The organism is Streptomyces sp. NPDC058773, assembly GCF_042746015.1.
Lineage (GTDB): Bacteria > Actinomycetota > Actinomycetes > Streptomycetales > Streptomycetaceae > Streptomyces.
Genome location: NZ_JBHYPE010000002.1, coordinates 106,897 through 119,340, shown reverse-complemented (window position 1 = coordinate 119,340; position 12,444 = coordinate 106,897). Strand labels below are relative to the sequence as shown.

The window sequence follows — 12,444 nt, the reverse complement described above, 5'->3', positions numbered from 1 at the left end:
GACACACCCTGCACACCGGGGCGCAAACGCAGCGGCGCCGCCGGCGGATTCCCGTGCGGGAACTCGTCGGCGGCGCCTGGTGGTTCGGTGGCCGGTTCCGGACGGTCAGCCGCGGTCCGCGGAGCCGCCGCCGGAGGCCGCCGCCGGGCCCTTGCCGGGGCCGGTGTAGTCCTCGCCGTACGCGCCCTTGGCGGGGCGGCGGCGGCGCAGCGGGGGCTCGACGCCGTCGGCGAGGCGGCGGGCGGTGAGCAGGAAGCCGGTGTGGCCGATCATCCGGTGGTCGGGGCGGACCGCGAGGCCCTCGACGTGCCAGGTGCGGACCATGGTCTCCCAGGCCGACGGCTCGTTGAAGGTGCCGTGCTCGCGGATCGCCTCGACGGTGCGGGCCAGCTGCGTCGTCGTCGCGACGTAGGCGCAGAGGATGCCGCCGGGGACCAGGGCCTTGGAGACGGCTTCCAGGCACTCCCAGGGGGCGAGCATGTCGAGGATGACGCGGTCGACGTCGGCGTCGGAGAGGTTGTCCTGGAGGTCACCGACGGTGAGCGTCCATGCGGGGTGCGGACCGCCGAAGTAGCGCTCCACGTTCTGCGTGGCGATCTCGGCGAAGTCGGCGCGGCGCTCGTAGGAGTGCAGCATGCCGTCGTCGCCGATCGCGCGCAGCAGGAAGCTGCTGAGCGAGCCGGAGCCCACACCCGCCTCGACGACGCGGGCGCCGGGGAAGATGTCGGCCATCGCCAGGATCTGCCCCGCGTCCTTGGGATAGACCACGGCGGCACCGCGGGGCATGGACAGGACGTAGTCGGGGAGCAGCGGGCGCAGCGCGAGGTAGGCGACGTTCCCGGTGGTACGGACAACACTGCCCTCGGGAGCACCGATCAGCTCGTCGTGGGGGAAGGCTCCCTTGTGGGTGTGGAAGCTCTTTCCCTCTTCGAGCGTGAAGGTGTAGTGGCGTCCCTTGGGGTCGGTGAGCTGGACCTGGTCCCCGACCTTGAAGGGCCCGCGACGGCGGGCGGCACCGGTCGGTTCGGACATGTGACCAGCCTACCGGCCCGTTGGGGCCGCGCCGACCAGTGGGCGGCCGGTGCGGGGGCGAGTGCGGCACCCCCGGAGGCGAACCGAGCCCGATCAGGCAGCCTTGCGGGCCATAGCGGAGACGAAGGCCCGCTCGACGTCGGCGGTGGAGAGCACGCCGTAGATCTCCCCGGTCTCCTCGACGACGAGGTACTCGGTGGCGGGGGTGGCCCGCAGGTATTCCAGGAGATCCTCGCCGGCCATCTCGGCGGAGACCCGCATGCCGTCCTTGAGGTCCTGGGCGAGGGTGCCGACGGGGACCCAGGGACGGCGGTGGTCGGGGACGCCGACGATGGCGGCCTCGCGGACCAGGGCGGTGGGCGTGCCCTGGCGGTCGACGACGACCAGGGCGCGGGCGCCGGCGTCGTTGGCGCGGCGCAGCGCCTCGGAGAGCGGGGTGTCGGTCTCGACCGGGACGGCGCGCCGGGTCAGGGTGCGGGCGGTGAGGTCGGGGAGGCGTTCGCGCAGCCGGGCCATGCGCAGGCTGTTGCCGGCGCCGGTCCAGATGATGGCGGCGAGGATCGCGGCGAGCAGCGCGTCGGTGAGCGAGTCGGCGCCGCCGATCTCGGGGCGGGCGGTGCCGAGCGCGCCGGTGTGGGTGAGCAGCGGCAGCCCGATGAGGACGGTGACGGCGAGCGCGCGGCCCACCCAGGCGGCGGCGATGGTGCCGCTCATGGGCCGGCCGGTGATCTTCCAGACCAGGGCGCGCAGCATCCGGCCGCCGTCCAGCGGGAGGCCGGGCAGCAGGTTGAAGACCGCGACGATCAGGTTGGAGATCATCAGACCCGCCAGCAGGACCCCGGGCACGGTGTCGGGCTCGACCAGCTGCACGCCGCCGTAGAAGATCCCGGCCAGGGCGAGGGAGAGCAGCGGGCCGACGAAGGCGAGGACGAACTCCCTGCCGGGGGTCTCGGTCTCCTTCTCGATCTCCGAGACGCCGCCGAAGAACTGGAGCTGGATGCGGCGTACGGGGAGCTTGAAGCGGAGCGCGGCGACGGTGTGGGCCAGCTCGTGGACGAGCACCGAGGCATAGAAGGCGACGGCGAAGAAGAGCGAGACCAGATAGCGCGCGGCACCGAGCTCGGGCAGCACGCGCTCCAGCTGGCCGCCGAAGACCCAGGTGATCAGGGCGGCGACGACGAACCAGCTGGGCGCCACGTAGACGGGCACGCCGAAGGGACGGCCCATCAGAATGCCGCCACCGGTCCGCTTCTTGCCCGGTGCGGGGCCCTTGGGTGCGTTGTTGTGCTCGGGCGGCTCGGGCGGCTGGGGCCGCACGGACTCCTCGGGGTCCTGCGACTTCCCGCTCTCGTCCACGGCGTCCCCTCATCGAATACGGCTTTCGCCCCTGCTCGGCCTGATATCTCGATCATGCAGGGAGAAGGGGTCCGCCGTCGATGGTATGCGGCGCGCTTCGGCCCCTTACGCTGCGGGGCCCTTGCGCGGGTGACCCGTCCGCTCCTGTCAGTGGCGGGCCGTAGGGTTTTGTGGCATGGGATGGAGCACGGAGCAGGCCGAGGCGGGCACGCGGAGCGGACGGAGCGGCGGTGAGCCGGGCGCGGAGGCCGCCGGTGCGGAGGCGCGGGGCGGGGAGCAGCCGCGGCCGCCGGTGGCGCTGTCGCCGTCGCGGGCGAGTGATTTCATGCAGTGCCCGCTGCTGTACCGCTTCCGGGTGATCGACCGGCTGCCGGAGAAGCCGAGCCCGGCGGCGACGCGCGGCACGGTCGTGCACGCGGTGCTGGAGCGGCTCTTCGACGCGCCGGCGGCGGAGCGTACGGCGGCGGGGGCACGGGCGATGGTGCCGGACGAGTGGGCGAAGCTGCTCGCCAAGCGGCCGGAGCTGGCCGGGCTGTTCGCGGACGACCCGGAGGGTGAGCGGCTGGCGGAGTGGCTGGCGGAGGCCGAGGCGCTGGTGGAGCGGTGGTTCTCGCTGGAGGACCCGACGCGGCTGGAGCCGGCGGACCGTGAGCTGTATGTGGAGACGGTGCTGGACTCGGGGCTGCAGCTGCGGGGGTTCATCGACCGGGTGGATGTCGCGCCGACGGGCGAGGTGCGGATCGTCGACTACAAGACCGGCAAGGCGCCGCGGCCGCAGTTCGCCGAGGGCGCTCTGTTCCAGATGAAGTTCTACGCCCTGGTGGTCTGGCGGCTGCGCGGTGTGGTGCCGCGGCGGCTGCAGTTGGTCTATCTGGGCAGCGGCGATGTGGTGACGTACGACCCGGGTGAGGCCGATCTGCGGGGCGTGGAGCGGAAGTTGCTGGCGCTGTGGGAGGCGATCCAGCTGGCGACGGCGACCGGCGACTGGCGGCCGCGGCCGACGAAGCTGTGCGGCTGGTGCGACCACCAGGCGCACTGTCCGGAATTCGGCGGCACTCCCCCGGTGTACCCGCTCCAGGTGCGCCCGCCCGAGGGCGGTGTGCCGCCGCAGGGCAGAATGGGGGAGATCTAACGAAGGAGAGCTCGTGGCCATCCGCGTCCTGCTGGTCGACGACCAGCCCCTGCTGCGTACGGGATTCCGGATGATTCTGGAGGCGGAGCAGGATCTGGCGGTCGTCGGCGAGGCCGGTGACGGTCTCCAGGCACTGGAGCAGGTGCGGGCGCTGCAGCCCGATGTGGTGCTGATGGACATCCGGATGCCCCGGATGGACGGCGTCGAGGCGACCCGGCAGATCACCGGCCCGGCGAAGGACGGCCCGGCGAAGGTGCTGGTGCTGACGACCTTCGATCTGGACGAGTACGTGGTCGAGGCGCTGCGGGCGGGCGCGAGCGGCTTTCTGCTCAAGGACGCGCCGGCCCATGAGCTGGTGCAGGCGATCCGGGTGGTGGCGGCGGGCGAGGCGATGCTCGCGCCGAGCATCACCCGCCGGCTGCTGGACAAGTACGCGGGCCATCTGCCGTCGGGCGAGGAGCCGGTGCCGGACACCCTGCACACCCTCACCGAGCGCGAGGTGGAGGTGCTGAAGCTGGTGGCCCGCGGGCTGTCGAATGCGGAGATCGCCGCGGATCTGTTCGTGAGCGAGACCACCGTCAAGACGCATGTGGGCCATGTGCTGACGAAGCTGGGGCTGCGCGACCGGGTGCAGGCGGCGGTGTACGCGTACGAGAGCGGATTGGTGCGCCCCGGCGCGCAGTAGGACGGCGGGGGCCGGACGGCCCGGCAGACGAACGACGGCGGGGCCGTCCGGGAAAGCTTTCCCGGACGGCCCCGCCGTGGTGTCTCAGGCGTCGGCCGACTTGCTGATCTCCCAGAAGCGGAAGACGGTCGACGGGTCCAGCGTCCATTCCAGGCCGGAGACCCCTTCGCGGGCCACCGCGTACTGCTTGCCCTGCCAGATCGGGATCATCGGCACGTCCTCGGCGACGATGTCCTGGAGCTCCCGGAACTGGTCCTTGGTGGCGCCGCGGTTCGGCTGGTCGGCCGTCTTGGGCAGCAGCCGGCCGGTGATGGTGGGCGAGCTGTAGTTGTTGGCCACCACACTGTCCTTGCCGAAGAACGGCGCGGTGAAGTTGTCGGGGTCCGGATAGTCGGGTATCCAGCCCTTGACGTACGCGCCGAACTTGCCGTCGGCCACGCCCTGCTCGTAGTCCTTGGTGGGCAGGGTCCGCACCTTGGCGCTGAACAGCCCGCTGGCGTTGAGCTGTTGGGCGATCTCCTCGAAGGCCGGGACGGTGCCGGGGCCGTAGCGCTCGGGGGTGGCCCACAGCGTGAGCGGCACCTTGCCGTTGTAGCCGGCGGAGTGGAGCGCTTCCTTCGCCTTGTCGGGCTTCGGGCGGTCGCCGTAGGTGTTGAAGAAGGAGGTGCTGTGGCCGGTGATGCCGGCCGGGACGATCGAGTACAGCGGCACCGCGGTGCGCTGGTAGACGTCCCGGACCAGGGTCGAGCGGTCCAGGAGGTAGGCGATCGCCTTGCGGACGCCGAGCTTGCCGGCGACCGGGTCCTTGAGGTTGAAGACCAGGTGCATGACCTCGGCGCTGGCGCCCTCCACGACCTGGGTGCCGTGCGCCTGCTCCAGCGAGGCGTTGTTCAGCTCGGCGATGTCCTTCATCGCCAGACCGCGGTAGGCGAGATCGACGTCGCCCTTCTCGACGGCCTTCTTGAGGGTGCCGGCGGCGCTGTAGAACTTCACGGTCATACCGGAGTTCTTGACCTTGGCGGGACCCTCGTAGGAGTCGTTGACGCCGAAGACGGCCTTCTGGGAGTTGTACTCCTTGAGGGTGTAGACGCCGGAGCCGACGGCCTTGCCGTCGGTGCGCAGCCGGTCCGCGGGGTACTCCGCGTGGTCGACGATGGAGCCGGCGCCCGAGGCTATCTTCATGGGGAAGGTCGCGTCGGGTGTCTTCAGCCGGAAGACCACGGTCTTGGAGTCCGGGGTCTCCACCTTGTCGAGCGCGGCGAACATCGCGGCCGGGCCGTTCTCGTCCTTGATGCGCCGGGTGCGGTCGAAGGAGTACTTGACGTCCTTGGCCGTCAGCGGGTGCCCGTTGCTGAAGGTGAGTCCGTCCTTCAGGGTGCAGCGGTAGACCTTGCTGTCCCGGTCGGTGAAGCCGCAGCGCTCGGCGGCTTCGGGCTCGGGGGTGGTGCCTCCCTTGGGGAAGCTCAGCAGGGACTGGAAGACGTTGTTGAACAACAGCCAGGAGCCGGGCTCGTAGCCGGACGCCGGGTCGGTGGACACGACCTTGTCCGTCATTCCCATGACCACGGGCTCGCCGTGGCCGGCCGCTCCCGAGTCGTCCGTGCCGCACCCGGCGACCGCGAGCAGAGCTGTGGTCAGCCCCGCCCCGATCGGGGCGGCCAGCCACTGGTCACGCTTCCTCACTAAACGGTCCTCACGTTCTGGGTCATGCCTGTCGGGCCGCGGTGGGGAACCGCGGCGGTGGTGTGCTGCACGGGTGGGAGCCACGAGCTCAGTCGGCGACGCCGCGGCTGAGCTCCCAGATCTGAAGCCCCGAGGCGGAGTTGAGGGCCCACTCGAGGCCGGTGATGTCATCGCGGGCGGCGACGTACTGCTTGCCCTGCCACAGCGGGAGGAGCGGTACGTCGTCGGCGATGATGTCCTGCGCCTGCTTGAAGTCGTCGCCCGCGGCGTTGCGGTCGGACTGCTGGCGGCTGGACGGGATCAGCTGCGACTCGATCTTGCCGTTGCGGTAAGGGGAGCCCAGGAAGTTCTGCTTGCCGATGAAGGGCGCGATGTAGTTGTCGGCGTCCGGGATGTCGGGGAACCAGCCCATGTTGTAGACGGAGTACTTGCCGTCCAGGGCGTCGGTGCGGAACTGCTGCCAGCTGTCGACGCCCTTGATGCTGACGTCGAACAGCTTGGTGCGGTTCAGCTGGCTCTGCAGCGCACGGACCTCCTTGACGGTGCTGGAGCCGTAGTGGTTCGTGGTGTACGTGAGCGTGAACTTCACCGGAGTGGTGATGTGCGCCTGCTGCAGGGTCTTGCGGGCGGCCTCGGCGTTGGGGTCCCCGTACTTGTTGAAGAACGAGTTGATGTGGCCGGTGAGGCCCTTGGGCACCATCGAGAAGAGCGGGTCGCCCGTGTAGGAGTAGACGTTGCGCACCAGGTCCGAGCGGTTGACGAGCTGTGCCATCGCGCGCCGCACGGCCTTGTTGGAGACGGCCGGGTCCTTGGTGTTGAAGGCGAGGTAACGAATCTCCTGGCCCGGCATCTCCTGGAGCAGGATGTGCTTGTCACGGGCCTTCTCCAGGCCCCTGACCTGGTCCGGCGACAGACCGCGGTTCATCACGTCGATGCTGCCCTTGCGCAGCGCCCGCTCCGTCGACGCGGAGTCGTTGAAGAAGCGCATCTCGACCTTGTCGTTCTTCGCCTTGATCCCGCCCTTGTAGGTGGGGTTCTTGGTGAAGAGGGCCTTGGTGATGCGGTTTCCCCGGTGCTCCGTCTTGAGCGTGTACGGGCCGGAGCCGACGACCCCGAAGCCGCTGTGCAGGCGGCCCTTGGGGTAGACCTCGGGGTCGACGATGGACGCCGCGGGGGTGGTGAGCTTCTGCGGGAAGGTGGCGTCCGGCTTGCTGAGGTGGAAGACCACCTCGGTGTCGCTGGGCGCCTCCACCTTGTCGACACCGTCGAGCAGCGAGACCGGACCATTGGTGTTGTTGATGGTCTTCATGCGCTCGATGGAGAACTTGACGTCCTGCGCCGTCAGGGCATGGCCGTTCGAGAACTTCAGGCCACTGCGCAGGGTGCAGCGGTACTGCTCGTTCTGGGTGTCGCGGAAGCCGCAGGACTCGGCGGCCTCGGGCACCGGAGCGGTACCGGACCGGGGCAGCCGCAGCAGCGTCTGGAACGTGCTGCGCAGCACGTTCCACGCGTCGACGTCATAGGCCTGCGACGGGTCGAGCGGCGCGGGCGCCGCCTTCGTCGCGTCGATGGGAGTGGCCACGCCGACCACGATCGGATCGACACCGTCGCCGGCGCCGTCCGTGCCGCCACAAGCAGCGAGGACGGGGGCGAGGAGACCGGCCAGCGCCGGCAGCACCAGGGTCTTGCGATTCATCGTGGACGGGTTCCTTATCAGCGCAGAGGTGTTGCTCGCGTCGACATTAGTAGGAACGGCCAGCCGGACTGAGACACAAAGGAGTTGTCTCGATATGGCACCTGGATAACGATGGCAAGCTGCTCGATATCCGGACGGTGGAACGATTCACACGTTGCCTCACCAATCCGGACACTTACCCCCGCGGAAACCCCCTTCGAGACCCCCTGGAACACCTGTGGGGCCTGCTGTCGACGGCCCGGCACGTGAGAAACGTCACGCGTTCAATGATCCATGGCGAAGCAACAATTCAGTCAACGCATTCGTCACGGAAAATGAGCGGTCCGCTCCACTCGGTTCCCGGGCGGCTTTCCCATGGCACGCTCAGTGCACGGTTCCACGGCTTTCCGTGATGAGCGTTCGGAGAAATGGGAGATCAACTTCTTCCAGCGAACCCCTGACCGTGCGCCCCAGACCGGGCGGAATCGGTGTCACCGAGGGCACCGCGACGACCGGGCAGCCCGCCGCCTCCCCCGCCGTCACCCCGGTCAGGGTGTCCTCGATGACCGCACAGCACTCCGGGTCCACCCCCAGCCGGGCGGCGGCCGTCAGATAGGGGTCGGGGTGCGGCTTGGTGCGCTCCAGGTCGTCGCCGGCCAGGGTCAGCCGGAAGTTCTCCGGGCCGAGGGAGTGCAGCATCTGGTCGACGATGGCGCGGTGCGAGGCGGAGACCAGGGCGGTGGGCACCTCGTGGGCGGCCAGCTCGGCCAGCAGCCGGCGGGCGCCCGGCATCAGCGGGACCCCGCGCCCGATGCGGGCCAGGAAGGCGGCGTTGAGCAGCACGCTGAGTTCGGTCAGGCTGATGTCGACGCCGGTGGCCTGAATCAGATAGCCGGCGCTGCGCGACATCGGGCCGCCGACCACGACCTCGCGGTGCGTGTCGTCGAGGATGTGCCCGAGTTCGGCGAAGACCTCCGCCTCCGCCTCCCACCAGAAGCCCTCGGTGTCGACGAGGGTGCCGTCCAGATCCAGGAATACGGCCTGGAGGGTCGCTGCTTCGGCCGTGCGGGTGCCGACTGCGGGGATGCTGCTGGTCATCCATCCACCTCCGTTACGACGTCCCTGAAGGGACGAAAGGGCCGGTCGCCATCCCCGGCTGGGGAAACGACCGGCCGCCACCGGACCGATAAGTGTACGTCGGTATACGCCGGAATGCGTGGTGGTACAGGTCAGGGCCGTCCGGGGAGTGCCCGGGACGGCCCTGACAGGTTCACGCAGAGTTACCGCTCGGTGCGGCCGTGACCGGAGCCGGCGCGGTGGCTCCGGTCAGGCCGCCGCCCGCTACCGGGCGTTGAAGTACTTGGCCTCCGGGTGGTGGATGACGATGGCGTCGGTGGACTGCTCGGGGTGGAGCTGGAACTCCTCGGAGAGCTCGACCCCGATGCGCTCCGGCTGGAGCAGGTCGGCGATCTTGGCGCGGTCCTCCAGGTCGGGGCAGGCGCCGTAGCCCAGCGAGAAGCGCGCGCCGCGGTATTTGAGCGCGAACATGTCCTCGACGTCCTCGGGGTCCTCACCGGCGAAGCCCAGCTCGGCGCGGACCCGGGCGTGCCAGTACTCGGCCAGCGCCTCGGCCAACTGGACGGACAGGCCGTGCAGTTCGAGGTAGTCGCGGTAGGAGTTGGCCTCGAAGAGCTCGGCGGTGGCGGCGCCGATCTTTGAGCCGACGGTGACGACCTGGAGGCCGACGACATCGGTCTCGCCGGACTCCTCCGGGCGGAAGTAGTCCGCCAGGCACAGCCGGCGGCCGCGGCGCTGGCGGGGGAAGGTGAAGCGGGTGCGCTCGGTGCCGTCCTCGTGCAGCAGGATCAGGTCCTCACCCTTGGACACGCAGGGGAAGTAGCCGTGTACGACGGCGGCTTCGAGCAGGTTCTCGGTCTGGAGCTTGTCGAGCCAGCCGCGCAGCCGGGGGCGGCCCTCGGTCTCCACGAGCTCCTCGTACGTCGGCCCCTCGCCGGTGCGGGCCTGCTTGAGGCCCCACTGGCCCTTGAACAGCGCGCCCTCGTCCAGCCAGGAGGCGTAGTCGGCCAGCTGGATGCCCTTGACGACCCGGGTGCCCCAGAACGGCGGCGCCGGGACGGGGTTGTCGACGGCGACGTCGGAGCGCACCGCGCCCTCGGGCTCCTCGACCTCCAGGGCGGCGGCATCCCGCTTGGGCACCCGGCGCTGCTTGAGCTCGGGCAGGGTCGCGCCGGGCACGCCGCGCTTGACCGCGATGAGGGCGTCCATCAGGCGCAGGCCCTCGAAGGCGTCGCGGGCGTAGCGGACCTCGCCCTCGTAGATCTCGTGCAGATCCTGCTCGACGTAGGCGCGGGTGAGGGCGGCGCCGCCCAGGATGACGGGGAAGTCGGCCGCCATCTTGCGCTGGTTGAGCTCCTCGAGGTTCTCCTTCATGATCACCGTGGACTTGACCAGGAGTCCGGACATCCCGATGACATCGGCCTTGTGCTCCTCGGCGGCTTCCAGGATCGCCGAAACCGGCTGCTTGATGCCGAGGTTGACGACGTTGTAGCCGTTGTTGGACAGGATGATGTCGACGAGGTTCTTGCCGATGTCATGGACGTCGCCGCGGACGGTGGCCAGCACGATGGTGCCCTTGCCTTCGTCGTCGGACTTCTCCATGTGCGGCTCCAGATAGGCCACCGCGGTCTTCATGACCTCGGCGGACTGCAGCACGAACGGCAGCTGCATCTGGCCGGAGCCGAAGAGCTCACCGACGACCTTCATGCCCTCCAGAAGGGTGTCGTTGACGATGTCGAGCGCGGGGCGGTCCTGCAGCGCCTCGTCGAGGTCCTGCTCCAGGCCGTTCTTCTCACCGTCGATGATCCGGCGCTGGAGACGCTCGTCCAGGGGCAGCGCGGCCAGCTCCTCGGCCTTGCCCGCCTTCAGCGACTTGGCGGTGGCGCCCTCGAAGAGCTCCATCAGCTTCTGCAGCGGGTCATAGCCCTCGCTGCGCCGGTCGTGGATCAGGTCGAGGGCGGTCTTGACCTGCTCCTCCTCCAGGCGCGCGATCGGCAGGATCTTGCTGGCGTGCACGATCGCCGAGTCCAGGCCGGCCTTGACGCACTCGTCCAGGAACACGGAGTTCAGCACGATCCGCGCGGCCGGGTTCAGCCCGAAGGAGATGTTCGACAGGCCCAGCGTCGTCTGGACCTCCGGGTGACGCTTCTTCAGCTCCCGGATCGCCTCGATGGTGGCGATGCCGTCCTTGCGGGACTCCTCCTGGCCGGTGCAGATGGTGAAGGTCAGACAGTCGATGAGGATGTCGGACTCGTGGATGCCCCAGTTGCCGGTCAGGTCCTCGATGAGGCGCTCGGCGATGGCGACCTTGTGCTCGGCGGTGCGGGCCTGGCCCTCCTCGTCGATGGTCAGCGCGATCAGCGCCGCGCCGTGCTCCGCCGCCAGCGCCGTGACCTTCGCGAACCGCGACTCGGGGCCGTCCCCGTCCTCGTAGTTGACGGAGTTGATGACCGCGCGGCCCCCGAGCTTCTCCAGGCCGGCCTGGATGACGTCCAGCTCGGTGGAGTCCAGCACGATGGGCAGGGTGGAGGCGGTGGCGAACCGGCCGGCCAGCTCCTCCATGTCGGCGACGCCGTCCCGGCCGACGTAGTCGACGCACAGGTCGAGCATGTGGGCGCCCTCGCGGATCTGGTCGCGGGCCATCTCCACACAGTCGTCCCAGCGCCCCTCCAGCATCGCCTCACGGAACTTCTTCGACCCGTTGGCGTTGGTCCGCTCGCCGATCGCGAGGTAGGAGGTGTCCTGACGGAAGGGCACCGTCTGGTAGAGCGAGGCGGCGCCCGGCTCGGGGCGCGGCTCGCGCGGCGGCGGGGCGATACCGCGGACCCGCTCGACGACCTGGCGCAGATGCTCGGGGGTGGTGCCGCAGCAGCCGCCGACCAGCGACAGGCCGTATTCGGCGACGAAGGTCTCCTGGGCGTCGGCCAGCTCCGAGGCGGTCAGCGGGTAGTGCGCGCCATTCTTGCCCAGCACCGGCAGGCCCGCGTTCGGCATGCAGGCGATCGGGACGCGGGAGTGGCGCGCCAGGTAGCGCAGATGCTCGCTCATCTCCGCCGGACCGGTGGCGCAGTTCAGACCGATCATGTCGATGCCCAGCGGCTCCAGCGCGGTCAGCGCCGCGCCGATCTCCGAGCCCAGCAGCATCGTGCCGGTGGTCTCGACGGTGACCGAGCAGATCACCGGGAGGTCGCTGCCGGTGGCCGTCAGGGCGCGGCGGGCGCCGAGGATGGCGGCCTTGGTCTGCAGCAGGTCCTGGGTGGTCTCCACCAGCAGCGCGTCGGCACCGCCGGCGATCATGCCCTCGGCGTTCTGCTGGTAGGCGTCGCGCAGGGTGACGTAGGGCGCGTGGCCCAGGGTGGGCAGCTTGGTGCCCGGGCCCATGGAGCCGAGGACGTAGCGCTGCTGCCCGGTCGAGGCGGTGAACTCGTCGGCGACCTCGCGGGCGATACGGGCACCGGACTCCGACAGCTCGAAGACCCGCTCGGGGATGTCGTACTCCGCCAGCGCCGCGAAGTTCGCACCGAAGGTGTTGGTCTCCACGCAGTCGACACCGACCGCGAAGTACTCCTCGTGCACCGACCGCACGATGTCCGGCCGGGTGATGTTGAGGATCTCGTTGCAGCCCTCCAGCTGCTGGAAGTCCTCCATGGTCGGGTCCTGCGCCTGCAGCATGGTGCCCATCGCACCGTCGGCGACCACCACCCGGGAGGCGAGGGCCTCGCGAAGGGTGGTGCTGCGGGACGTGCTGGGGGACGTGGGCGTGTTCGAGGCCATGGAGATGCTCCCGTGGTTGCGACGGCTGTC

General features: G+C 69.8%; 8 protein-coding genes. 2 read left to right on the top strand and 6 right to left on the bottom strand.

Annotated features, from left to right (window positions below):
• Positions 1-105: 105 nt before the first annotated feature.
• Both ACFW5B_RS02455 and ACFW5B_RS02450 read right to left on the bottom strand, forming a co-directional pair.
• Positions 106-1,032, bottom strand: coding sequence for a tRNA (adenine-N1)-methyltransferase (locus ACFW5B_RS02455; protein WP_386431996.1), 927 nt, complete (start codon positions 1,030-1,032; stop codon positions 106-108).
• 93 nt (positions 1,033-1,125) lie between these two features.
• The gene (locus ACFW5B_RS02450; protein WP_386431994.1) at positions 1,126-2,388 is read right to left on the bottom strand and encodes a site-2 protease family protein; all 1,263 of its coding nucleotides are present in this window, start codon (positions 2,386-2,388) and stop codon (positions 1,126-1,128) included.
• Positions 2,389-2,563: 175 nt separating this feature from the next.
• On the opposite strand from ACFW5B_RS02450, the gene ACFW5B_RS02445 reads away from it, so the two are divergent.
• Together ACFW5B_RS02445 and ACFW5B_RS02440 are read left to right on the top strand one after the other, a co-directional pair.
• On the top strand, positions 2,564-3,520 hold the full coding sequence (locus tag ACFW5B_RS02445; protein WP_386431991.1) for a RecB family exonuclease: 957 nt from the start codon (positions 2,564-2,566) through the stop codon (positions 3,518-3,520).
• Positions 3,521-3,533: 13 nt separating this feature from the next.
• Positions 3,534-4,205 (top strand): response regulator transcription factor, encoded by a 672-nt coding sequence (locus ACFW5B_RS02440; protein ID WP_066975498.1) that lies wholly within the window; start codon positions 3,534-3,536, stop codon positions 4,203-4,205.
• Between the two features lie 84 nt (positions 4,206-4,289).
• On the opposite strand, the gene ACFW5B_RS02435 is transcribed toward ACFW5B_RS02440, so the two are convergent.
• The 4 genes from ACFW5B_RS02435 to metH form a co-directional block, all read right to left on the bottom strand.
• Complete coding sequence (locus tag ACFW5B_RS02435; protein ID WP_386431987.1) at positions 4,290-5,888, bottom strand: ABC transporter substrate-binding protein; 1,599 nt, start codon at positions 5,886-5,888, stop codon at positions 4,290-4,292.
• An 88-nt stretch (positions 5,889-5,976) separates the two neighbouring features.
• Entirely contained in the window at positions 5,977-7,584 is a 1,608-nt protein-coding gene (locus ACFW5B_RS02430) for an ABC transporter substrate-binding protein (RefSeq protein WP_386431984.1), read from the bottom strand.
• Between the two features lie 363 nt (positions 7,585-7,947).
• Positions 7,948-8,661, bottom strand: coding sequence for an HAD family hydrolase (locus ACFW5B_RS02425; protein ID WP_386431981.1), 714 nt, complete (start codon positions 8,659-8,661; stop codon positions 7,948-7,950).
• Positions 8,662-8,904: 243 nt separating this feature from the next.
• The gene (gene metH, locus ACFW5B_RS02420) at positions 8,905-12,414 is read right to left on the bottom strand and encodes a methionine synthase (protein WP_386431978.1); all 3,510 of its coding nucleotides are present in this window, start codon (positions 12,412-12,414) and stop codon (positions 8,905-8,907) included.
• Between the last annotated feature and the right edge of the window lie 30 nt (positions 12,415-12,444).

Bases quoted from the DNA above. Each gene is read 5' to 3' on its own strand.
- ACFW5B_RS02455 (WP_386431996.1), bottom strand. From the start codon at position 1,032: ATGTCCGAACCGACCGGTGCCGCCCGCCGTCGCGGGCCCTTCAAGGTC.
- ACFW5B_RS02445 (WP_386431991.1), top strand. From the start codon at position 2,564: ATGGGATGGAGCACGGAGCAGGCCGAGGCGGGCACGCGGAGCGGACGG.
- ACFW5B_RS02430 (WP_386431984.1), bottom strand. From the start codon at position 7,584: ATGAATCGCAAGACCCTGGTGCTGCCGGCGCTGGCCGGTCTCCTCGCC.
- ACFW5B_RS02425 (WP_386431981.1), bottom strand. From the start codon at position 8,661: ATGACCAGCAGCATCCCCGCAGTCGGCACCCGCACGGCCGAAGCAGCG.
- metH (WP_386431978.1), bottom strand. From the start codon at position 12,414: ATGGCCTCGAACACGCCCACGTCCCCCAGCACGTCCCGCAGCACCACC.